Raw genomic sequence first — 21,571 nt, forward strand, 5'->3', positions numbered from 1 at the left:
GCCAACGCCTCGCTCACTCAGAGCGGTGGTACGCTGGCCGTGGCAGGGCAGGGCTTTGCTATTGATGGCACCTTTAGGGCCACCGGCGGCCTGCTGAGCCTAGCTGGCAGCAGCGAGCAGCGCCTGGGTGGCACCCGGGCCACCTTCTGGGACCTGACCGTTGGCCCAGCCGGAGCCCGGCTCGACGGCCCGGCTGCCATCCAGCGGGTACTGACCCTGAATGGCAACCTGTCGACCATCACGAATCCACTCACGCTGCTGTCCGGCAGCGCGGGGACGGCCATGGTAGTAAACTCCGGCGGTAGTGTCGTGGGGGCGGCTACGGTGCAGCGCTACATTACCCCGAGCCTGAACAGCGGTTTGGGCTACCGCCACTACAGCTCCCCGGTGCAAAGCACTACAGTAGCCGACCTGGCCACCAGCGGTTTTTCGCCGGTAGTAAACCCCGGCTACAACACCCAGGGCAATACGGTGAATCCTTTCCCAACTGTGTATGGTTTCGATGAAGCCCGCATTGTGGGCACCTCGGCTACCACTCAGGACTTCGAGTACGGCTACTTCTCACCCGCGACGCTGGGGACTGCCCTGACCCGCGGCCGGGGCTATGCGGTCAATATCAGCGCCAGCGAGAAAGTCGACCTGGTGGGCACGCTGAACACGGGTACTGTACCGGTCGGCACCCTTGGCCGGGGCCCCGAAGGCAACTCGGGCTGGCACCTGCTGGGCAACCCCTATCCGGCCCCGCTGGACTGGAAAAAGGCTCGGACGGGTCTGCCCGCTGGCGTACAGGATGCGGTTTACGTCTACAAGTCCACTGGCCAGTACGACGGCACGTACCAGTTCTACCAGAATGGCTTCGGCACGCTGCCCAATGGTATCATCGGCTCGATGCAGGGCTTTTTCCTGCGCGTAAGCCAGCCGGTAGCCAGCTTCAACTTTCTGGATGCCTGGCGCTCGGCCAGCTACGAAGCCACGGACTTCAACCGCACCACTGCCGACATCCGGCCCCAGGTGCAGCTGGATCTGGTATCGGCGCAAGGCGTGCACGAGCCCACCTATGTGTATTTCGAAACCGGGGCCACCGCTGGCGTGGATAATCACTATGATGCCGAAAAGCTGCCCAACACTACGGGCCTGAACCTGGCTTCGGTAGCGGCTGGCACTAGCCTGGCCGTCAATGGCCTGCCAATGGCCACGGGCCCGGTTAGCGTGCCGCTGAGCGTGGGCGTGCCCACGACAGGCACCTACACGCTGACGGCGGCTTCCCTGCTGAATCTGGGCACGACGGACGTGTACCTGCACGATGCCGTGACCGGCCAGCAAGTGAACCTGAAGCAGCAGCCGAGCTACCGTTTCTCAGCCAGCAATGCCGCCCTGCTTACGGACCGCTTCAGGCTGCACTTCGGCGCCTTGCGGCCTCTGTCGGCCCAAAATGGCTTCACGGCCGCCAGCGTGAGCGTATATCCGAACCCGGCCCACCAGCAGTTTACGCTGCGCTTGCCTGCCGTAAGCGGTGCTGCGCAGGCCACGGTGGTGCTGTATAACGTGTTAGGGAAATCGGTGCGGGAAACCACACTGCCGCTGCCCGCTGGCGGTGCCCAAACTACCCTCGACGTGCAGAACCTGCCCGTAGGCGTGTACGTGCTGCGCGTGCAGGCCGGCACCGCCATCATCACCAAGCAGGTGGTCGTCGACTAACGCCTGGGAGCGGGTGGCTCAGCCAGCTACGTGCGGGCTGGGCCGCCGCTCCGGCATCTTTTCAGCTTCATTTCGCTAACCCATGAAACAGTACCTTTTCCCGATTTTCATTTTCCTGCTTTTCCTCTCGGCTACTGCCGCCCACGCTCAGGGACCGGGCACGGGCGGGCCGCGGCCCGGAGCTACCAACGCGCCCATCGACGGTGGAGCCTCGCTGCTACTGGCCGCCGGTGCTGCCTACGGCCTGAAAAAACTGCGCAGCCGGCGCGCCCGCTAAGCTCGTAGCCCGGCTGGTTTGGCCGGCGTACGACCAAGGCTTGAAGTCCCCACTGCCACCCGGCGGTGGGGACTTTTTGGTAGTGGGGGCGGGGCTGTGAAAGGCTGCATGGGCAGCTACCATCAGCATCGTGTTGGTGCTAAAATACTTGGCCCTGTTGGCAGTGTAAGCGGGAATGACTAATTTTATTAGTCGAAATGCCTCTGGGAGCCTGTGAAGGGCCGTGGCAGTTGTTTCAACTGCGTCTTGATTACCGTGACGAGGCACAATTCCTGTTAACTGACAAACCATGCTGGTTGATCTTCGCATACAGAATTACGCTCTGATTGAGCAATTGGAGCTGCGGCCTTCCGCGTTGCTCAATATTATTACGGGGGAAACCGGGGCCGGCAAATCCATTATGCTGGGAGCCATCGGTCTGCTGTTGGGCAACCGCGCCGACTCCCGCATGCTCTTCAACACGGCGCTCAAGTGCGTGATTGAGGGCCAGTTCGACATCTCCAACTACCAGCTCCAGGATATCTTCGACTCGGAGGATCTGGACTACGACGCCCAGTGCATTCTGCGCCGCGAAATAAGCCCCTCGGGCAAGTCGCGGGCCTTCGTGAACGACACGCCCGTAACGCTGGAAACGTTGCGCAACATCGGCGCCAACCTGATGGACATTCACTCCCAGCACGATACGCTGCTGCTGGGCGACGCGGTATTTCAGCTCAACCTGCTCGACCTGTACGCCGGGCTGGTGCCCACGCGCGGACAGTACAGCAACGCCTACCGCCAGTACCGCAAGCTGGAAGCCGACCTGAAAATGGTGGAAGACCAGATTGCTCAGGCCAACAAGGAGCTCGACTACCACAGCTTTCTGCTGAGCGAGCTGGAAGAGGCCCGCCTCGACAATGAGGACCAGGAAGTCCTGGAGCAGGAAATAAAGCAGCTGGAGCACGCCGAGGAAATCAAGTACAAGCTCACCCAGGCCCTGCACAGCCTGAGCGAGAGTGAGTACTGCGCCGCGGGCAGCATGAAGGAAGCCGCCACGCTGCTGGGGCAGATTTCGGGCTACGCCGACTCGTTTAAGGTACTCAAGGAGCGCCTCGACAGCTGCCTGATTGAGCTGCACGACATTGCCGACGAAGTAGAAGCCACCGAGCGGCGCACCGAGGGCGACCCAGCCCGCATCGACGAACTGCAGGGCCGCCTCAATGTGCTCTACAACCTGCAGCGCAAGCACCAGGTGCGCGACGTGCCCGAGCTGATAGCCGTGCGCGACGACCTGCGCCAGAAAGTAGGCTCGGTGCTGAACCTGGACAAGGAACTCACGCGCCTGCGCAAAGACACCGACGGTGCCCTGGCCACCGTGACGCGCCAGGGCAGCAAGCTTTCCGAGAGCCGCAAGAAGGCATTCCCCAAGTTCGAGAAGGAGCTGGCGGGCCTGCTTTCCGAGCTGGGCATGCCGCACTCGCGCATTGTGGTGCAGCACAGCACCGGCCAGCCTACGGCCAGCGGCATCGACGTGGTCAGCATCCTGTTTACGGCCAACAAAGGCGCCCAGCCCCAGACGCTGAGCAAGGCCGCATCAGGCGGAGAATTCTCGCGCCTGATGCTGTGCATCAAGTACATGCTGGCCGATAAAACCGCGCTGCCGACCATCGTATTCGACGAAATTGACACCGGTATTTCGGGGGAAATTGCCGTAAAAGTAGGCCGCATGATGCAACAGATGGCCAAAAAGCACCAGCTCGTGGCTATCAGTCACCTGCCGCAGATGGCCGCCGCCGGCGACGCGCACTACTTCGTGTATAAGGAGGACCGTGCCGACCGTACCGTGAGCCGCATCCGGGAGCTGACGACCGAGGAGCGGGTGCGCGAAATTGCCCACATGATTGCTGGCGCCAAGCCCAGCGAAAACGCCTACCAGAGTGCCCGCGAGCTGCTGGCCATGCGCGGCGCGGAAGTGGTGATTTAGTGATTTAGTGATTTAGTGAGTTATTGATTATTTAACTTGCCGCCTCTGGCGTGTGCTGCCGGAGAAGTTGAGCCAACCACACTCACTGAATCACTAAATCACTAAATCACAGACAGCATGTCCAATAACCTCCTCGCCGGCAAGGTCGGCATCATCTCCGGAGCGCTCAACGAAGAATCTATTGCCTGGAAAGTAGCCTTGAAAGCCCACGAGCAGGGAGCCCGCTTCGTGCTGACTAATGCGCCGCTGGCCATGCGTATGGGCGAAATCAACAAGCTTTCGGAGCTGTGCAGCGCGCCTATCATTCCGGCTGATGCCACGTCGATGGAAGACCTGGAAAAGCTGTTTTCGGGCGCGCAGGAGCACCTGGGCGGCAAGCTCGACTTCGTGCTGCACAGCATCGGGATGAGCGCCAACATCCGTAAGGGCAAGCACTACGGCGAGCTGAACTACGAGTGGTTCCAGAAGACGCTGGACGTGTCGGCCCTGTCGTTTCACAAGATGCTGGCCGTGGCCGAGAAGCAGGACGCCTTCAACGAGTGGGGCTCGGCCGTGGCCTTGAGCTACATTGCCGCCCAGCGCGCCTTCCTCGACTACACCGATATGTCGCAGGCCAAAGCCGTACTCGAAAGCATTGCCCGCAGCTACGGCCAGCGCCTGGGCAAGCTCAAGAAAGTGCGCGTGAACACCATTTCGCAGTCGCCGACCAAAACCACGGCCGGTACCGGTATCAGCGGCTTCAACGCGTTTTACGACTACGCCGACAAACTTTCGCCCCTGGGCAATGCCCCGGCCGAAGCCTGTGCCGACTACTGCATCAGCCTGTTCTCGGACCTGACCCGCTACGTGACCATGCAGAACCTGATGCACGACGGCGGCTTCAGCACCACCGGTATTTCCGAGGAAATCGTGGAGGTTATTACCCAGGCCGGCGCGTAATTCAGTTGCCTATTAGTACAAGAAAAGCCCGGCCCGGTGGCCGGGCTTTTCTATTTGGGAGTAGCAAGCATCAATGAAAGGACCGGCTCAGCTGTAAGCTGACCTCCTTGTAGCAACGGAGCTGGTGGGCGGCCACGCCAAGTAGCAGACTATGGCCAATTGACCGGGATATACTACCCTGAAACTGCCAATAGGCAGGCCAGCGAGTGGCTTGCGCCTGCACATGGACATTCAGCGGATAAGGGAGGCCATAGCGAAAACCGGCTCCGTAGCCGTAGCCCGCGGAGGTACTGGCTTCGGTGGGTTGCAACGGCTGGTACCGGGCGTAGCCAGCACCAATCAACAACTCGGGAAGGCGAGTGGCTTTCGGGAAGAAGGTCAGGCCGAGCGTGGCGGAGTAGCTGGTAAACTGCGCATTGGCGGCGGCCCGCAGGCGCTGGTACTCCAGCTTTTCGGAGAAGCTCACCGCATCTACTTTCGGTAGTGTAGACAAGCTCACGGCGGCAGTTGTAGCGTAGTTGCTTTTGAAGTTGGTTTGGTAGCTGCCCGAGATACAGAGGGGAATGCCGATGAATTGTTGACCAAAAACTTGCGCCAAAACCCCATACGGCGCGTACCGTACGCCGGAAGTCACCCCCAGGTTGTACCGGGCATATACCAACACGTCGTCGGATATAATCTGCCGCTGGTCAGGATTCAGCTTGAAAACGGTGTTGCCGCCCGCCGCTATGAGCCGCTGCTGTTTCACGTAGCCAATGGCACTTATGCTGACCCTGACACTATCGAATCGGCCGGGTACCGTGAGCGAGAAGCTGCCGTCGGTATTGGTCATCACCCCATTAACAGTACTGAGCTGCAGAATAGTAACGCCCGACAAGCCCTGCCCGTTGGTGCCGTCAGTTATTTGGCCGGTTACGGTAGTTTGGGCGTGGACGAGGCTTGGCAGCCAGAGGCAAAAGCAGAGTAACAGTCCTATTTTCATAATGGGTTTCGAGTGGAGTAGCGCTAAGCTGATGCCGACTGAACCCATATTTCACACTTCAGCACTGAAAATACGGCGGCCAGGTTTCGGCTTCGTCAAGCCCACCCTCAAGGCAAGCCACTAGCGGCTAATACCCCCGCACCAATTCCACCAGGTTTTCCAGCGGCTCGCCGCTTCGTAGGTGGCCGAGGTTGCGCAGGAATAGCGCCACTTTGCCTTCGTCTTCGTGGGGCTGGCCACCGCCGGTGTGCTGGGTGAGAAGCACGTTGGGCAAGGTCCAGAGCGGGTGGTCGGCGGGCAGGGGCTCCTGGGCCGTCACGTCGAGCACCGCCCCGATTTTGCCGGCTTGCAGCGCCGCTACCAGCGCCGGCTCGTCGGTGGTGTTGCCGCGGCCCACGCTGGCGTAGAGACTGCCGGGCGGCATAGCGGCTATCAACTCGGCGGAGAAGAACTGGTCGGCGCTGCCGGGCAGGCAGTTGATAACGATATCGGTGTGGGGCAAAGCAGCGCGCAGCTCGGCTACAGAGTGCAGCTGGGCCTGCGGGCTGGTGCGGGCCAGCAGCTGCACCTGGCACTGAAAGCCGCTGAGCTGCTCGCGCACAGCCAGCCCAATGCCCCCGGCGCCGAGAATAATAACCCGCTTATGGCGCAGCAGTCCCACTTTGGCCCGCAGCGGCGGCCCTACCCACTCCCGTTGCTGCTGCAGCACGGCCAGCTCCGGAATGCGGCGCAGGAAGCTCAAAACGCCCGCCACAATGGTTTCGGCGCAGGCCCAGGCAAAATAGTCGCCCATGTTGGCGACCGGAAACGGCAGCTGCAGGCCGGCATACTGGTCGAAGCCGGCCGAGTCGATTTGCCAGAACTGCAGGTGCGGGGGCTGGTGCCCGGTCAGCCAGGCCGGGGGCACGTTGCCCAGCAGCACGTCGGCCGCCAGAAAGGCTGCCAACTGGTCCGGCTCGGGTAGGTCGGTGCGAAAAACGGGGCGGACAGCGGCGGGCAGCTGCTGCAGGAGAAGGGCCTGGGCGGCCGGGCTGAGCGCCGAATAAATGAAAAGCTGCATAGGTGGCAAGGGAAGTAACCGCTACTTATACGCAGAACAGCGCGGCGCACCTACCGGGCGTTGCAGACACGGGTGCCGAATTAGGCGCTGAGCGCCTTACGAACCCTGGCTGGCAGCTTTGCCACAATCAGTTGGTACGACTCGCCGATGTAGTGCTGCCAGCGGGCCGCGTCGAGGCGTCGGATGTCATCCAGGTGCACCCACTGGTGGCGGCCCAGGTATCGATGCGCCGTAAACCCGGTCTGGGCAAGCAGCTCTTCAAACTCTTCGCCCCGGGCCTTGAAGGTAGCCGATACCGGAAAGCTGTCGGGGCTAGTCACCAGGAATATCTTCTCGCCCATGCAAAAGCACAGGTGGTCGTCCCACTTAATCTCTTCCGTAATGCCCGCATGGGTGTGGCAGATGGTTTGCAGTTCGGCGACAGTCATGGGGGAGAAGAAGGAAGTAGGACAAGACAACACCTACGGCTGGGCCCGCAGCCAGCTTTGGGCTGCTTCCAGGCTGTCGAACAGCTGAATATGCAGCACGTCGCCGATGCGGTGCTGCAGGTCTTCGATGGAAAGCTGCCCGAACACATCAGGCGAAACAACCTGGGCAAAGTAGCGCAGGCCGGCCGTGATAATCAGCGGCGTCCAGACCTGCTGAATCCAGTCGTTGGCGTCGGTGAAGGTGCCGACCAGGGCCCGGTGGTTGTTGAGCAGCTTGGGGCAGGGCTGCTCGCGTAGCATATCCACGTAGGTCAGGCCGCCATCCATAATGGTACCCAGCGTCTGGCGCCCCAGCCAGCGGGCATGAATCCAGTTTTCCTGCTGATTACGCTCGACGGTAACGTAAGCCGTACCGTCGCCCCGATAAAGTGATGTTATCATACATAGTCCACTACAACACGCTTAGCAGCAAACCAAGAGCGTTTTTTCCGGTACAAAGATGCATAATTACTGGCCGATGCTGGCTGATGCTGGCCGGTGGGCCCGAAAACAACGTTGCTCTGGGCCCCGGTACTGAACTACTGGCCGGGCAGTATTCGTTGTGCAACTAGGCCCGTAAAGCAGTGTCTTACTAGCTACGCAGTCAGACGAATCGGCGCCTGGCGGGCTGCCGGCCCCGGGGCCGGTTCGAATTCCACCAGCCCGAATTACGGCTGATGCTCCTCTTGTTGTATCTTCTTTGCCTTTCCCATATGGCGTCATTCCGTTCTCTTCTGGGTTGCGCAGCGCTGCTGCCCGGTGTGTTTATGCTGTTGCCGCTCGGCACCCAGGCCCAGCAGCCCAAAGAAGTGTCGCCCCAGAAAAAGGAGGTGCTGCTGGCTACCGTAGCCCAGGGTCTGGGGGTGGCCCACGTGCAGCCCGAGCAGCTCGACGACGCCTTCTCGCGCCGCGTGTTTGCCCTCTATCTCAAGCGCCTCGATGCCAGCAAGCGGTTTTTGCTCCAGTCCGACATCAAGCAGCTGCGGCAGTACGAAACCAGCATCGACGACCAGCTCAAGCAGGGTAAGAACGCCTTTCTGGACCTGAGCACCAAGCTCACCTCCCAGCGCGTGCAGGAAGCGCAGGCTCTGTACCGGGAGCTGCTGCAAAAACCCTTCGAGTTTGCGGCCAACGAAACCTTTGAAACCGATACCGACAAGCTAAGCTACCCCGCCGATGCCGCCGCCCGCCGCGACCGGTGGCGCAAGCTGCTCAAGTACCAGACCATGGTGCGCCTCTCCGAGCTGATGGATGCGCAAGGCCGTCAGCAAACCAAGTCGTTGGCCGCGGCCAAGGCCAAGCCTTCCAGCACCAATATCTCGCCGCCCGTGCGCACGCCGGCCCAGCTCGAAGCCGATGCCCGCAAGCAGGTGCTCAAGTACTACGACGAAACCTTTAGCGACCTGCGCCAGAACGACGAAGCCGACCGCCTCGCCGAGTTTGCCAATACCATTGCCAACACCTTCGACCCGCACTCCGAGTACTTCGCGCCCAAGGATAAGACCAACTTCGACATTGCCCTCACCGGCCGCCTCGAAGGCACCGGCGCCCAGATGAGCGAGAAAGACGGCCAGATTGTGGTGGCCTACATCGTGCCCGGCTCGGCCTCCTACCGGCAGGGCGAACTGAAAGCCGGCGACGTGGTGCTGCGGGTGGCTCAGGGCCCGGCCGAGCCCGTAGCCGTGGAAGGCATGCGCCTCGATAAAGTGGTGCAGATGATTCGGGGCAAAAAGGGCACGGAAGTGCGACTGACGGTGAAAAAGCCCGATGCCAGCACCAAAGTCATTTCTATCATTCGCGACATTGTGGTGCTGGAAGAAACCTACGCGCAGTCGGCCGTTATCAACGATGGCGGCAAGAAAATCGGCTACATCCTGCTGCCCAGCTTCTACGCCGACTTCAACCACGACGGGGGCCGCAACTCGGCTGACGACGTGAAGGCGGAGCTGGCTAAGCTCAAGCGTGAAAACGTGCAGGGCGTCGTGCTCGACCTGCGCTTCAACGGCGGCGGCTCATTGCAGGACGCGGCCGAAATGGCGGGCCTGTTTGTGGCCAATGGTCCGATGGTGCAGGTGAAAAGCCGTCAGGGGGCCGCCCAGCTCGTCGGCGACCCCGACCCGCAGGTGCAGTACGACGGCCCGCTGGCCGTGCTGGTGAACAAGTACAGCGCCTCGGCTTCGGAAATTCTGGCCGGGGCTATTCAGGACTACAAGCGCGGCGTGATTGTGGGCAACACGACCTACGGCAAAGGTACCGTGCAGCGCATTTTCGAGCTGGATGACATCATGAACCCGCAGCTGGCCAGCCTCAAACCCTTTGGCTCGCTGAAGATGACCATTCAGAAGTACTACCGCGTCACGGGCTCATCCACGCAGTTTAAGGGCGTGACGCCGGATATCGTGGTGCCCGACGCCTACAGCACCCTGGCTGATGGCGAGCAGGATACGGACTACCCACTGCCCTGGGACGAAATTGCGCCGGCCACCTACCAGCCCTGGGCGGCAGCCCCGGCCGTGGAGAAGCTGGCCGCCGCCAGCCGGCAGCGCATCGCGGCTAATTCCTCGTTCCAGCTGCTTTCGGAAGCTGTGGCCGGCATGGTGAAGCGCCAGAAGGATACGCAGGTGTCGCTGAACCTGACAACCTACCGCGCCGAGCAGCAGCTGGCCCACGCCGCCGCCGAGAAGTTCAAGCAAACCCAGCAAGCCGCACCCACCCTGGACGTAGCACCCCTGCTGGCCTCGGCCGCTCCGGCCACGCCCGCCGACAGCACCGCGGGCAGCCGCGCCGCCCGGTTTGTGCAGCCCCTGCGCAAAGACCTGACGCTGCGCGAAGCGGTATCCGTGCTACAGGATGAGCTAGGAAAATAGCTGCTCAATAGCCATAAAAAGTCCGCCGCAATTCATTGCGGCGGACTTTTGCTTTTTATGCTCGACTGGTCTTACTCGCGCAGCCACCGCGCCATGCGCGGGAAAGTGTCGGTGGTCGTCAGCTGCATCCACACCAGCAGGGGCAAGCCGATATTCCGGCCGCTTTGGAAGGTCTCGATCAGCCAAGCGCTTTGGTCGAGGTAGCCGGCGGGGTGAAACACGACTTCCGGCGGCAGCCCCAGGGCCCGGCTGGCGGCGTAGGTCCAGGCCAGTACACCCAGCTCTTCGCCTTCCTTTTCGGGGTGATTTTCCGTGATATTGGCGCTGAGCAGGTGCCGCTCGGCGGCGGGTGTGAGGGCAATATGGCCGGCTTCGTGCAGAATGTCGCCGGGGTAGAGCAGGCTTTCCCGGTCGAGAAGCAGCGTGCCCTGGTCGATGAGCAGGCCGGGCAGAAACGTCGCCTGGCCCTGCAGGGAAGCTTCCTTCACCTCTAGGCCAATGCTCCGCACGAAGGCTACGAGTGGGTCAATCTGGTCGGTGGCGGCGGGTGTGGCAATAGGACGAAGCATACGGACAAGGTACTTGGAAAACCTTGCGCCACCCTAAGGCCCCACGGCCACGAGGCCCGCGGCGGCGCACCCACGGGCCCCCACAACCCGCCTACGGTGTAGCAGCGGCAACAATGGCGGGCGGCCAACGGACGCGCCAGCTACCGGGCCGCTAGCTCCCGCAATACCTGCAGGGCCCTATCCGCGTCGGCGGCGGGCACGAAAATATGGTCGTGGTAGTAGGCGGCCACCACGTTGCAGCTGATCTGGGCGGCGGCCAGGGCCTGGGCAAAGGCCGCCGTCAGACCCACTGCTTCCAGGGAAGAATGCACCGTCAGGGTAAGCCAAGCGGCCCGGTAGGAGTAGGGCAGGCCCAGGCGGTCGGCGGTGGACTGAGGTAAAATCAGGGTAATACCCTCGGCTTCGCGAAACAGCCCAACCGCGTCGGCCACGTCGATACCATCGAGAGTGGCTACTGTGCAGAATACGTAGGTGCCCGGCTGCAACGCCGGCTGCAGGGTCCGCAGCAATTGGGTAAGGTTGGTTTCGCCACTCATAGAAGTATGGTACAGAAAGTGCGTTTGCAGGCAGCCAAGGCCGCCGGTGTCAGCGGCGGTTGCGGCCCAGCATCACCTCGACGCCAATGAAGCCCAGGCCCAGCACGATAACGAAAAGCGCCGTGGCGTAGCCCACCCATTTCTCGCCGGTTTTGCTGAACAGGTACTTCGCACGGGTGCCACCATACACGGTTTCGGCCTTGAGGGTGCCGGCCGCGCCCACCGTGCCCACCACAAATACCTGGCTGCCCCGGTCGAAGCCGTTGTAGTTGGCCAGCTTGGTTTGCTTCTGGATAGTGGTCTGGCGTAGGGCGTAGCCAGGCTCTACCGGGAGGGTTTCGGGTCCTACGTCCAGCAGCAGGGCCGGCGAAACCCAGTCGTCTTCTATCCAGACACCCGGCTCCTTTTCCGGGTGCGGCAACTCACTGCTGCGCACGTAGGCTACCAGGGTGCTGTAGCGCTGGGGCGTGATGCGGCTGATGCGACCCTCGACCAGAACAGGCGTGCCGGGTGGTAACCGACGCACGGCACTGGCCGGCTGCGGCTCCAGGCCGCGAATCCGGGCCAGAACGGAATCGGCGAAACTGGTCAGGATAAAGAGCTGCACACAGCCGTAGCCGATGGCCAACAGCCCCAGAAAAATCAGCTTATACTTTTTGAGCATCGGCAAAGGCAATGACTGACGGGGCGCAGCTTCCCACAGCCCGCCAGCGTAGTGCCAAGGCTCAGGAATAGCAAGCTCGTACGCAGGGTAGAAACGCGCATCGCAGGAAAATAACAGCAGAGCCTAAAGATAGGAAGCCGTATTAGTCAACACTTCTCGGCCGGCAAAACTCAGCAAAAGGAAAAGCGGCTTCTGCCCAAGTCCCGGGGGGGGACCTTATGCCATGAGGTTGCCGATCAGCCGCTGCCGCAGGCCTTTACTATCGAACACCCACACCAGCGTGTAGCCGCCGGCGCCGTCACTGTTATTCTGGTACACGAAATACGTGCTGCCGTGGCGGCGCACCTCGACGGAGTAGGTACATTCGAAAAGGCCCGCCAGCAGTTGCCGGGCAATGGGAACCCGCTTGCCATTTAGCGTTGCCTGAGCAGCGCGTATTTCCGTTTTCGGCATAGTGCCATCGACGCCCCAGGCGTAGGGAACGTCCTTTATTTCTACCCCATTGCCCGCATCCGTTACCACAATGTGGGCGGCCCGATTGAACGGAACCAGGGAATAGCGGAAGTTAAAAGCCGGGCCCTGATGCCGGCAGCGTATTGAGTGGCCGCAACCGGCTGCGGTGCATGAAGCCCTGTATATCGGGGTGGCTACGCCCGAAGCGTTCCTGCGGTATCCAGACTGCAACCCATTGCTCCTGGTTCCGGAACGCCTCCAGGTCGAATTCGAAAGCGTAGTCATCCGCCACCCGTGTCAGGATCGAAGCCCGGCCTGATGCTTCCGCGCGCACGTTCGTGTAGCCGTCGGCATCCCGGATAATGGCCACGTGGCAGAAGCTGTTATCTGCCAGCGCGGGAAATAGCAACAGCGTAAACAAGGCGGTAAGAATAAGCTTCAAAAACGGTAAGGAGATAGTAGCAAAATCCAGTAGCTCAAGTTACTGCTGCAAGTCAATATACTAATTCGCCACCGCCAACTACCTCTGCCTGAGTCTAGAAGTTGAGCTGGGCCTGCAGGCGCAACAGGCCGCCGCGCTGGCGGTTGTCGGGCCGCTGGAAATCCTCGAAACGGCGCGACGAGAAGGTATACATCGTCACCAGCTCGAAGCTGGGCACGGGCTGCCACTCCACGCCCAGCTCGGCCTCGCGCACGGTGTAGCTGCGTGCGTCCCGCTCGTGCTTTTTGCCCCCGTCGTAGTACTGCACCCGCACGAAGGGATAAAATTGTTGCTGCTGGTAGCGCAGGCGATAGTTCAGCAGCAGGTAGCCCCCGTGCAGGCGCTGGGTTTCGATGCTGTCGGTGCGGGGGTTGAACTCCGGGCCGCGGCCCACGTTGTACTCAGCCTGCACCCCAAACGGCTGCGGATACAGAATAAACGTGGCCGCCAGGCGCTGGTCGGGGTAGCTCAGGGTGGGGCAGTGCTTCACGCCGGCCGAGAGCTGGTCTTTGGCTACCACGTACTGGCCGCTGTAGGCCTGCAGGCTGGGCTCAATCAGCTGCCGGCCCACGGCCAGCGGGTAGGCCACGCGGGCTACTACGTGGCGCTGGTTGTTTAGCTCGGGGCGGTTGGCCGTCTGCCCGTTGAACACGCCCAGGCCCACCACGCCGTAGTCGCCCGAGCCTTTCAGGCCGTCTTTCACCAGCTGGCTGAAGCGCTGCCGCACTTTGGTGGGTGCCCAGTAGAGGAAAGCGCCCAGGTCCCGCTCGTTCGAAAAAGCACTGTTCAGCGCGTCGTTGCGGTCCAGGGCCAGGCGGTTCTGGCTCGACTGCATGTTCTCGAAGCCGAAGGGAATTTTGCTTTGGCCGATGCGCACCCGAAACTGGCTGGCTTTGTCGAGGCCCAGGTCCATGTAGGCGTCGCGCAATAGGGCCACGTGCTGGGTGCTGTTGCCGCTGATGGTACTGGCCAGGTCGGGCTGCAGGTAGAAATACACCCGCTCGGTAAGCTGGCCGAAGAAAATCAGGCGGATACGCCGCAGCGAGAACCCCCCGTTTTCGCCCCACGACCTGTCGCACTGTTCGCACTGCAGGTTGGGGTTGGTTTCCAGCAGGCGGTTGTAGCGCCCCTGTACATAGCCCCGGATGGCGAAGGACTCAAACCACTTTTTCGCGGCCGGCGGCGTCTGTTGTACCGAGTCGGCGCTTTGCCCGTGGGCGGCCCCGGCTACGAGCAGAAGCAGGCTGGTTAACAGTTTCTTCATAAAAAGGTAATGCTGACGCAAAGTGCGGCATTACCTATTACCTGAATGTGAAGGTCATGTTAAGAGAATGTTTCCAATAGCCGTATCAGCCGGCCGGCTGCTCCAACGCAACCAGCCTACTACCAAAAAAACGGGCGCCACCCAGCGCTGCCAGGTGATGCCCGTTTCTAGTTACCGGAGCCGCGAAAACCTAGCTGGCTTCCTCCACTACTTCGTCGGCTTGGGTGGTGGCCGCGTACGTGTCGGCGTACTTGAAATCATCGAGCCAGTAGGCTGAGCCGACTACTTCCAGCACCAAAGTGGCCGCGTCCTGCCGGATGGTGCGCAGCTGCCAGATAATGTATGGCGCTTCGGGGAAGCTGCCGCCGGCCAGCTGCTCGCCAAACAGGCGCTTGAGCAGGGTGTTGTCGGGCATGCCGGGAGCCAGCAGACGCAGCAGGGGCGCTTCGGGCTGGGTGGCAAACAGGGCCAGACTGTCGGCGTCCTCGGCCGTGAGCTGCACTTGAAACTGCACGGCTTCGGCGCGCGGGAATTTGCCGTTGTAGGCTTCGTAGAGTAGCTGGGTGGCTTTAAAGAAACCTTCGTGCTGGTGCAGCTGCGGGTTTTCCTCCCAGAGCTTTTCCGTCAGCATCTGGTGGGCCAGGTTTTCCACTTGGCCCATGGTCAGCTGGTCCGCGAATAGGTAGTTGAGCACTAGTTGAGCAGCCTCGGTGGGCTCCAGGTCAGTGAGGGCCATCAGGCACATGGCCTTGAGCTCGGCGGGCTCTATTTCGCCGGCTTCATCAAACTCGAGCAGGCGTAGCAGCTCCAGGTAATCCTGGTTGGTCCAGGAGCCGGGCAGTACGCTCAGCGTTTCAAAGGAAAGGCGTTCAACGGTGAAGTTTTTCATGGTAAGCAGGTAAACGGCAGCCAGTGGCCGCCCCGGCGCGGAAGATCCGCACCGTACTGGTTCAGCTTACGGCGTAGTCCGCCAAACACCCACGAAATACTTGGAATAAAGCCCGAAGCCCCGCCAGTAAGTGCCTCGCAGCTTAGCTCGCACCTACCAGCTGGAGCAGCCGCTGCCGGGTAATGGTCTGGTTGGCCCAGTAGAAGGAATCGACCAATTCCCGGCGGCTCAGCGCCGCATCGGTCTGCCGGCTGAGCCACTGCACGAATTCCGGCCGGGTAGCAAAAAACAGGGCGACAGGTGGCCGCTGATCCTGGGTGTTGAGGCCCTGCAGCTGCCCGTCCCACACCTCGGCGTACACAAACGTGCCCGCCTCGTAGGCCAGACCCATGCCGCAGTAGTCGCGGTGATGGGGCACCAGGCGGCGGCCCGCCAGCAGGGCGTCGGCCACTTGCTCGGCCAGCAGAATTCCGTAGGGGCGCGGGGCCATGCGGGCTAGGCGCTAATATTCCCGAATGTCATCAATCTTGTAACCCGCCGCGGTTTGGATGACCTTGATGTCGCCCTTCGAATCACTCTTGTAAGTAAGGTCGCGGGTAGCCACCTCGAAGAGGTAGCCCTGGTCCGGGGTGCGCTCCTTGAGCTGGCAGCGCGTGACCTTAACCTGACCGAAATCCTGGCCCTTCACCATCAGAAAGGGGCCGTTGCCCACGTAGCGGGTGTCGTAGCGGCCGGCCCATTTCCGCTGAAAATCTTTTTCCTCCTGGTCGGTTTCTGCGAATTCCAGCTGCAGGGCGTCCGTTTTGTACTCGATGTACTGGCGGGTGTAAATACTCTTGGGGTTATCCACATCCGAGTTTTCCGAGTCCCGGTTTTCCTGGCTGAAGTTCTCCTCAATGCTGGTAACAAGCCACTGCCGAACCTTGGCCGCTTCCTCATCGGTGGTCGGTGCGGGGGAGGCGGCCACCGACGAGGAAGCGGCCGGCGTCGGGGCCTTGGCGCTTTGTGCTTGTTCGGTTGGCTCGGTGTGGCAGGCAGGCAGCAGCAGGACCACGGCGGGCCAGAGGGCAAGAATATTTTTCATCAACAAGGCAGCTGAAAAAGAAGGGCAGAGGGTAGCTCCAGGCCGACGAAAGGGGCCGACCAAGAGGCCGGCGAAGCTAGTACATCTCCAGTATATACCCTGCAGAAGATGCCCTGCGAACCGCTGATCTGCCGCATCGGTCCGTTATTTCGCTTTCACAAAGCGCATCGCCTCAGAAAAAGGGGTGCCCAGTAGTCGTCCTGATGCGCTTGCAGGTAGGCCAGAAAGGCGCGGTGCGTACCATCCGACACTTGGAAGAACTGGCAGCCGAGTCCAGCTAGGCGGCACCTTTTATCAGGCACGAGGGCAGTCCATCATCATAGGTCAGGCAGATAATGGCTTTCCGGCGCTTTGTCGGTGGGCTGGGCCGTAGCGGCTCCCAGGCAAGCCAGCAGCAGAGCGAATGGAACCAGGCTTTTCATAGCGGGCCTTGGCTTGTGGCGCACCGACACTTCAGGCTTCGGCCAGCTCCTTCACCTTTTCCAGGGCCTGCAGAAACCTCTCGGCGAAGTAGGCGTGCTGGTCTTCGCTGATGTCCATTTCCACCGCCAGCTCGGTGGTGTTGCCGATCTGGGTCAGGGTGTAGTTTTCCAGGGCGCCCGCCCAGCTTCGGGTTTTCTCGTCGGGCGGCAGCTCCTGCCCGTTCTTCACTTCGCCCAGGTGCTTGAAGGAAATAAAGTCGGGCGCTGTTTTCTTGTCGATGACGCTGTGCATACCGCCCCCGTTGCCGGCCACAAACAGGATTTTGCTGCCTTCCTGCCAGTCGGAAATAGCCCGGGAGTTTTCCCCGAAAGCAGCAGTCCAGGTGCCGTAGGTCTGCTCGTCCCAGAGCACCTGCCACACCTTCTCTTTGGGCGCGTTAATCATGGTGGAAAAGCAAGCCTTTTTCATGGGAGCAGGGCGGTTAAGGGTGAGTGAATAGTTCGTTTCGGAAGGACAAGTAAATGACTTACACACGTATACGGCAGCGGCCGGCTGGGGTGGCACTTCCTGGTCTTACGCCAGAATAATGCGCTTCGGCGCCATTTCTTGGGCGTAATCCTGCACTACCCGCCGCAGAATCTGCATATCGTGGGGGCAGTGCTCGGCAAATTCCTGCCAGTTGACGAGAACCAGCTGCTCGGGCATGTCCACAATGGCGGTGGCCGAATCCCAGAAGGCGTCCCAGCTGGGCCCGTACCACTCCGGAAACCCCAGGGCCTCTTTGAAGAGCTGGTGCAGGGCGGCTTTGGTACGAATACCGGTCAGATCAAGCGTCATAGGTAGAGTTATGTATGGTTATGGTTGGGAAAGTAGGGGAGAAGTGCGTCCTGCACGGCCGCTGCCGCGGCAAGAAACCGGAAAATAACCGCGCCGCCACCGTATTCATTGCCGGGCCCAGGACGACCTTTACGCCGTATCAGGCTATGCAACCCCCATAGCTCCGCCGACCAGCCATGCCTACCGCTCCCCGCTTTGCCTTGCCGGCCGTTCCGGCCGTGTTGCTGTCCATCGTCAGCGTGCAGGGCGGCGCGGCCATTGCCAAGGGCCTGTTTCCGGTGCTCGGGGCTGCCGGTACCACCAGCCTGCGCATCGGCTTGTCGGCGCTGGTCTTGCTGGTGGTGGTGCGGCCCCGGCTGCGGGAGCTGCAGGCGGCGCAGTGGCGGGCCGTGGTGCCCTACGGCCTAGCCTTGGGCGCCATGAACTTCCTGTTCTACTGCGCCCTGGCCCGCATTCCGCTGGGTTTGGCCGTCACCCTCGAATTCCTGGGGCCGCTGGGGCTGGCCCTGGCTGGCTCCCGGCGCTGGCTCGATGGGGTGTGGGCATTGCTGGCCGGCGCGGGCATTGCCCTTATTGCCCCCTGGCAGGGCTCGGGCGTCGATTTGCTGGGCATGGGCTTTGCCCTGGCGGCCGGGGCGTGCTGGGCAGTCTATATCGTGCTGGGGCAGCGCACGGCGGCGGTACTGCCCGGCTCGGTGGCCGTGGCCGTGGGCATGCTGCTGGCCACGCTGCCCGTGCTGCCCTTCGGGCTAACCAGCGGCCTGCTGCTGCACCTCACGTCCCACTTGCTGCTGCTGGGCGCCGGCCTGGCCCTGTTTTCCAGCGTGCTGCCCTTCACCCTGGAAATGCAGGCTCTGCGCACCATGCCCACGCGCACCTTCAGCATCCTGATGAGCCTGGAACCGGTGGCGGCGGCCATATCGGGGTGGCTATTGCTGGGCGAGCAGCTTAGCCTGGGCCAATGGCTGGCCGTGGGCTTTATCGTCGTGGCCAGCGCCGGGGCTACCCTCACCACGGCCCGCCCGCAGCCTGCTTTGCACGGCGAGTAGCCGCCCCCGCCCGGCGTCGGCGCTACGGAATCAGCCGGTCGGCGCGCAGCTGCTCAAACAGGTCGAAGAACGAGTCGTCGGTAGCCTGGTACTCGCGGAAGCCCAGCTTGCGGCTCTTGGCCATGTCGGTCATTACCTCGAGGGGGCGGCCCAGGTCGAGGTCGGTGTGCCAGGCGGAGGCTAGGCGGTGCAGGTCGGACTCGACCAGCCCGTGGCGGTGGGCAATGTCGCGCCACAGGTCGGCGTCATTCGCCAGCTCGGCTTCCAGGGGGCGCACGGTGCCGTCGAAGCCGGCCGCTTCCACCCCAAACCACTCGGCCAGGCGGCCCCAGAGCCAGCTCCACCGAAATACGTCCCCGTTCACGATGTTGAAGGCCTCATTGCGGGCGGCTTCCGTGGTGGCGGCCCACACCAGCTGCTTGGCAATAATGCGGGCATCGGTTACGTCGGAAAGGCCGTTCCACTGGGCCGCCGAGCCGGGAAACTGGAACTTGCGGCCCGTTTCCTTGCAGATGGTGGCGTACACGGCCAGGGTAGTACCCATGTTCATCTGGTTGCCCACGGCCTTGCCAATGATGGTGTGAGGGCGGTGGATGCTCCAGGTAAACCCGTCGCGGGCCGCGGCGGCATATACCTCGTCTTCCTGGGCGTAGTAAAAGTTTTCCAGGTCGAGGCGGGGCTGGGTTTCGCGCAGGGGCGTGGCGGGCAGGGTGCCGCTTTTAGCGTAGGCATCAAACGGGCCCAGGTAGTGCTTCAGGCCGGTTACCAGGGCCACGTGCCGCACCGTGCCTTTTGGCGAGAGGGCATCAAGCAGGTTGCGCACCATGCCCCCGTTCACCCGAATGTTCTCGGCCTCTGTGTCCTGCCGCAGCCAGCTGGTGATGAACACGTGGGTGGGCTGCACCTCGGCCAGGGCGGCCTGCAGGCCGGCGGGGTCGAGCAGGTCGGCGGCTACGGGGCGCACGCCCGAGGCGGCGGAGCCGGGGTTGCGGGCCAGGCCGTAGGTCAGCCAGTTGTTGGCCAGCAGCTCCTGGCACAGGTTGCTGCCAATGATGCCGCTGGCACCGACTACTAAAGCTATATTCTGCATGTTATTGGGTCGAAAGTGGAGGTCCGGGCACCGCCGCGGGAGGGCAGCGTTCGGCTTCGTTCTACCCAACAGGCGGCGAAAGGTTTTGTGCCGCTGGTTTAGCGGGCGGGCGCCGGGATGCTGGGGGCGCGGAAAAAAGCGTCGGTTTTGCGGTTGAACTCGTCGGCGTGCTCCTGCAGCGTCGCGTGGCCGCTGTTGGGCACAATCCAGAGCCAGGCCCGGGGCAGATGCTGGTAGATAGCCACCATGTGCTCCGGCCGAATCACGTCCCGGTCGCCGGCCATGATAAAGGCGGGTGCTTTGATGCGGGCCAGTGTGGCCAGCGGAATGTGGGGCTGCCGCACGTCCAGCAGAAACACCTTCCAGTCGTTTTTGCGCGCCGGGTCGGTGAAGGTCTGGTTCTTATTCTCGCGGTAGCCGCGCTGCAGCTGCTGCCACAGGGCCGGCATCAGGCCGTGGAGTCGGGCCAGAGGTTGGCGCCGGTAGCGGCCAGCCGCTTCACCTTACCGGGGTGGCGCAGGGCCAGCACCAGGGCCGTAATGCCCCCGTCGCTCCAGCCCAGCACGTAGGCCGAATCGAGGCGCTGCTGGGTGAGCAGGGCCGCGCAGTCGTCGGCCAGCATCTCGAAGCTCAGCGAGTCGCCCGCATCCACAGATTGACCGTGGGCCCGGCTGTCGAGGGCAATAACGCGGTAGCGCCTGGCGAAGTAGGGAATGGTCTGCTTGAAATCCTGGCTGCTGCCCCCGTTGCCGTGCAGCAGCAGCAGCGTGGGCCCGGTCCCGTAGGTTTCGTAATACAGCTTCACCCCGCGCAGGGCGGCATACTTGCCCGCCGCCGCATTGCGGCCGTAGGGCACCGTCTGCCCCCGCACCGGGCAGCTAAGCAGCAATACAAAGGCAAGCAGCAGCAGGGAGATTTTCATACCCATAAGGTACTGCCTGACCGGTAAACCGCCCACGGCCCGCCAGCAAAAGGCCGCTCCCTCTCTCACAGTCGCTCGGCTATACCGAGTGGCGCCTATGCCGGAGGGCCTCTGCCCCGAGCGTCCCGCGCCGGCTAAGTTGTTCACCCCATACGCCGTTACACGATGTAGAGACGCATACTTGCGTCTCCTCGCTGAACGATTTGCCCTCACGCAATCCGAAGTAAACAACGATTGAAACGCAAGTATGCGTCTCTACACGCAGACGGTGCGGGCTAATTCGCAGCACAGCTGCTCACGCGTAGGCGTCACTCGGCACAGCCGAGCGACTGCGCCGCAGTTATCAGCTGGTAAATTGCGGCCAGGTATTCCGGTTCCAGGCTTCGAAGCAGCCGCCGCTAAACCGGCCGGCGTGAGAGGCGGGAATGGGCATGTATAGGTTGAGAGGTTCCAGGGGAAATAGGGCGTAATTAAACCGCCATCTTTTGCCTGTGTCGTTCTTCATAACAGCGTCCGTCAGGTCTGTTTCCTGGCTGATATCCGTGAAATAGATGGTGGCCTGCTCGAACTCCTGGTGCATAGCACGGGCCAGCGTAGTTATCAGCTGCTGTGCCTCGGCTGGGTAATGCCATGGCACATGCCCACCCCAGATATACTGCGGGATAAGTTGATCTGTGTCTATCCGAAACCCGCAATGAAACCAGTTATCCGCAACAGCAGCATCAATTGTGGGCGTGTAGCCCATTACGAACGGACTAATGGTGATTTCTGATCCTTCCAATTTGAAATCAGCTATCTCCCAGCCCCACGCATACACGATGCCCGTGTCAAATAGGTCGTCTGTCATGTCCCACTCAAAGCCGTCAAAAGCGCGTTGCACTTCGTCGGCTGCTACTCCCAGGCGAAGCAGCACGCGGGAAAACCGCTCCAGCGGCGGCTTATAGTCAGTGCCAATAAGCTTCTCATACGTTTCGATATTGTCGAATTGGGACATAGGGCAAGAATAATATGGGTGGGCAAAGTACATCCATATATGCACGAGTAGCAGCGGATCGAC

25 protein-coding genes are annotated in these 21,571 nt (G+C 61.8%); 6 read left to right on the top strand and 19 right to left on the bottom strand.

The genetic code is table 11. The features are described 5' to 3' along the window. The 4 genes from LGH70_RS08305 to LGH70_RS08320 form a co-directional block, all read left to right on the top strand. Positions 1-1,698 (top strand): T9SS type A sorting domain-containing protein (locus LGH70_RS08305; protein ID WP_226184712.1); only part of this gene is annotated, 1,698 nt, incomplete at its 5' end. Between the two features lie 82 nt (positions 1,699-1,780). Then, positions 1,781-1,975 carry a PID-CTERM protein-sorting domain-containing protein gene (locus tag LGH70_RS08310; protein ID WP_226184714.1) on the top strand — a complete coding sequence of 65 codons (195 nt, stop codon included), beginning with the start codon at positions 1,781-1,783 and terminating at the stop codon, positions 1,973-1,975. Between the two features lie 289 nt (positions 1,976-2,264). Beyond that, a complete protein-coding gene (gene recN / locus LGH70_RS08315; protein ID WP_226184716.1) occupies positions 2,265-3,938 on the top strand; it encodes a DNA repair protein RecN in 1,674 nt (557 codons plus the stop codon). Between the two features lie 117 nt (positions 3,939-4,055). Continuing rightward, complete coding sequence (locus LGH70_RS08320; RefSeq protein WP_226184718.1) at positions 4,056-4,877, top strand: enoyl-ACP reductase FabI; 822 nt, start codon at positions 4,056-4,058, stop codon at positions 4,875-4,877. Positions 4,878-4,947: 70 nt separating this feature from the next. Here LGH70_RS08320 and LGH70_RS08325 read toward each other — a convergent pair whose 3' ends face one another. The 4 genes from LGH70_RS08325 to LGH70_RS08340 all read right to left on the bottom strand — a co-directional run bounded on the left by LGH70_RS08325 (position 4,948) and on the right by LGH70_RS08340 (position 7,788). Further along, complete coding sequence (locus tag LGH70_RS08325; protein ID WP_226184719.1) at positions 4,948-5,859, bottom strand: carboxypeptidase-like regulatory domain-containing protein; 912 nt, start codon at positions 5,857-5,859, stop codon at positions 4,948-4,950. A gap of 127 nt (positions 5,860-5,986) precedes the next feature. Then, on the bottom strand, positions 5,987-6,919 hold the full coding sequence (locus LGH70_RS08330) for a D-2-hydroxyacid dehydrogenase (RefSeq protein ID WP_226184720.1): 933 nt from the start codon (positions 6,917-6,919) through the stop codon (positions 5,987-5,989). A gap of 80 nt (positions 6,920-6,999) precedes the next feature. Continuing rightward, positions 7,000-7,347 carry an MmcQ/YjbR family DNA-binding protein gene (locus LGH70_RS08335; RefSeq protein ID WP_226184721.1) on the bottom strand — a complete coding sequence of 116 codons (348 nt, stop codon included), beginning with the start codon at positions 7,345-7,347 and terminating at the stop codon, positions 7,000-7,002. Between the two features lie 33 nt (positions 7,348-7,380). Beyond that, positions 7,381-7,788 (bottom strand): hypothetical protein, encoded by a 408-nt coding sequence (locus LGH70_RS08340; RefSeq protein WP_226184722.1) that lies wholly within the window; start codon positions 7,786-7,788, stop codon positions 7,381-7,383. Positions 7,789-8,099: 311 nt separating this feature from the next. Between LGH70_RS08340 and LGH70_RS08345 the strand changes: the two genes are divergently transcribed. After that, positions 8,100-10,253 (top strand): carboxy terminal-processing peptidase, encoded by a 2,154-nt coding sequence (locus LGH70_RS08345; protein WP_226184723.1) that lies wholly within the window; start codon positions 8,100-8,102, stop codon positions 10,251-10,253. A 71-nt stretch (positions 10,254-10,324) separates the two neighbouring features. On the opposite strand, the gene LGH70_RS08350 is transcribed toward LGH70_RS08345, so the two are convergent. From LGH70_RS08350 to LGH70_RS08400, 11 genes are all read right to left on the bottom strand, one after another. Next, a complete protein-coding gene (locus tag LGH70_RS08350) occupies positions 10,325-10,822 on the bottom strand; it encodes a hypothetical protein (protein ID WP_226184724.1) in 498 nt (165 codons plus the stop codon). Between the two features lie 140 nt (positions 10,823-10,962). Continuing rightward, the gene (locus tag LGH70_RS08355) at positions 10,963-11,358 is read right to left on the bottom strand and encodes an ACT domain-containing protein (RefSeq protein ID WP_226184726.1); all 396 of its coding nucleotides are present in this window, start codon (positions 11,356-11,358) and stop codon (positions 10,963-10,965) included. Between the two features lie 49 nt (positions 11,359-11,407). Then, positions 11,408-12,022 carry a hypothetical protein gene (locus LGH70_RS08360; protein WP_226184728.1) on the bottom strand — a complete coding sequence of 205 codons (615 nt, stop codon included), beginning with the start codon at positions 12,020-12,022 and terminating at the stop codon, positions 11,408-11,410. Positions 12,023-12,238: 216 nt separating this feature from the next. Continuing rightward, the gene (locus LGH70_RS08365) at positions 12,239-12,544 is read right to left on the bottom strand and encodes a hypothetical protein (RefSeq protein WP_226184730.1); all 306 of its coding nucleotides are present in this window, start codon (positions 12,542-12,544) and stop codon (positions 12,239-12,241) included. A 43-nt stretch (positions 12,545-12,587) separates the two neighbouring features. After that, positions 12,588-12,917: a hypothetical protein gene (locus LGH70_RS08370; RefSeq protein ID WP_226184732.1), complete on the bottom strand. Its 330-nt coding sequence runs from the start codon at positions 12,915-12,917 to the stop codon at positions 12,588-12,590. Between the two features lie 94 nt (positions 12,918-13,011). Further along, on the bottom strand, positions 13,012-14,220 hold the full coding sequence (locus tag LGH70_RS08375) for a porin (RefSeq protein WP_226184733.1): 1,209 nt from the start codon (positions 14,218-14,220) through the stop codon (positions 13,012-13,014). 190 nt (positions 14,221-14,410) lie between these two features. After that, the gene (locus tag LGH70_RS08380; protein WP_226184735.1) at positions 14,411-15,109 is read right to left on the bottom strand and encodes a hypothetical protein; all 699 of its coding nucleotides are present in this window, start codon (positions 15,107-15,109) and stop codon (positions 14,411-14,413) included. Between the two features lie 142 nt (positions 15,110-15,251). Further along, the gene (locus LGH70_RS08385) at positions 15,252-15,599 is read right to left on the bottom strand and encodes a hypothetical protein (RefSeq protein ID WP_226184737.1); all 348 of its coding nucleotides are present in this window, start codon (positions 15,597-15,599) and stop codon (positions 15,252-15,254) included. Between the two features lie 12 nt (positions 15,600-15,611). Next, positions 15,612-16,193 carry a hypothetical protein gene (locus LGH70_RS08390; protein ID WP_226184739.1) on the bottom strand — a complete coding sequence of 194 codons (582 nt, stop codon included), beginning with the start codon at positions 16,191-16,193 and terminating at the stop codon, positions 15,612-15,614. Between the two features lie 453 nt (positions 16,194-16,646). Further along, positions 16,647-17,084, bottom strand: a complete 438-nt coding sequence (locus LGH70_RS08395) for an SRPBCC domain-containing protein (RefSeq protein WP_226184740.1) — start codon at positions 17,082-17,084, stop codon at positions 16,647-16,649. Positions 17,085-17,189: 105 nt separating this feature from the next. Next, positions 17,190-17,453 carry a barstar family protein gene (locus LGH70_RS08400; RefSeq protein ID WP_226184742.1) on the bottom strand — a complete coding sequence of 88 codons (264 nt, stop codon included), beginning with the start codon at positions 17,451-17,453 and terminating at the stop codon, positions 17,190-17,192. Positions 17,454-17,629: 176 nt separating this feature from the next. On the opposite strand from LGH70_RS08400, the gene LGH70_RS08405 reads away from it, so the two are divergent. After that, positions 17,630-18,502, top strand: a complete 873-nt coding sequence (locus tag LGH70_RS08405; RefSeq protein WP_226184744.1) for an EamA family transporter — start codon at positions 17,630-17,632, stop codon at positions 18,500-18,502. Positions 18,503-18,524: 22 nt separating this feature from the next. Here the strand turns inward: LGH70_RS08405 and LGH70_RS08410 are convergent, their stop codons facing one another. The 4 genes from LGH70_RS08410 to LGH70_RS08425 all read right to left on the bottom strand — a co-directional run bounded on the left by LGH70_RS08410 (position 18,525) and on the right by LGH70_RS08425 (position 21,508). Next, a complete protein-coding gene (locus LGH70_RS08410) occupies positions 18,525-19,592 on the bottom strand; it encodes an SDR family oxidoreductase (RefSeq protein WP_226184746.1) in 1,068 nt (355 codons plus the stop codon). A gap of 98 nt (positions 19,593-19,690) precedes the next feature. Further along, positions 19,691-20,041 (bottom strand): alpha/beta fold hydrolase, encoded by a 351-nt coding sequence (locus tag LGH70_RS08415; protein WP_226184748.1) that lies wholly within the window; start codon positions 20,039-20,041, stop codon positions 19,691-19,693. Next, complete coding sequence (locus LGH70_RS08420) at positions 20,041-20,514, bottom strand: alpha/beta fold hydrolase (protein ID WP_226184750.1); 474 nt, start codon at positions 20,512-20,514, stop codon at positions 20,041-20,043. The genes LGH70_RS08415 and LGH70_RS08420 overlap by 1 nt, the downstream gene beginning before the upstream one ends. A 343-nt stretch (positions 20,515-20,857) precedes the next feature. Next, the gene (locus LGH70_RS08425) at positions 20,858-21,508 is read right to left on the bottom strand and encodes a hypothetical protein (RefSeq protein WP_226184752.1); all 651 of its coding nucleotides are present in this window, start codon (positions 21,506-21,508) and stop codon (positions 20,858-20,860) included. Positions 21,509-21,571 lie beyond the last annotated feature (63 nt).

It is taken from the genome of Hymenobacter nitidus, assembly GCF_020447315.1.
Lineage (GTDB): Bacteria > Bacteroidota > Bacteroidia > Cytophagales > Hymenobacteraceae > Hymenobacter > Hymenobacter nitidus.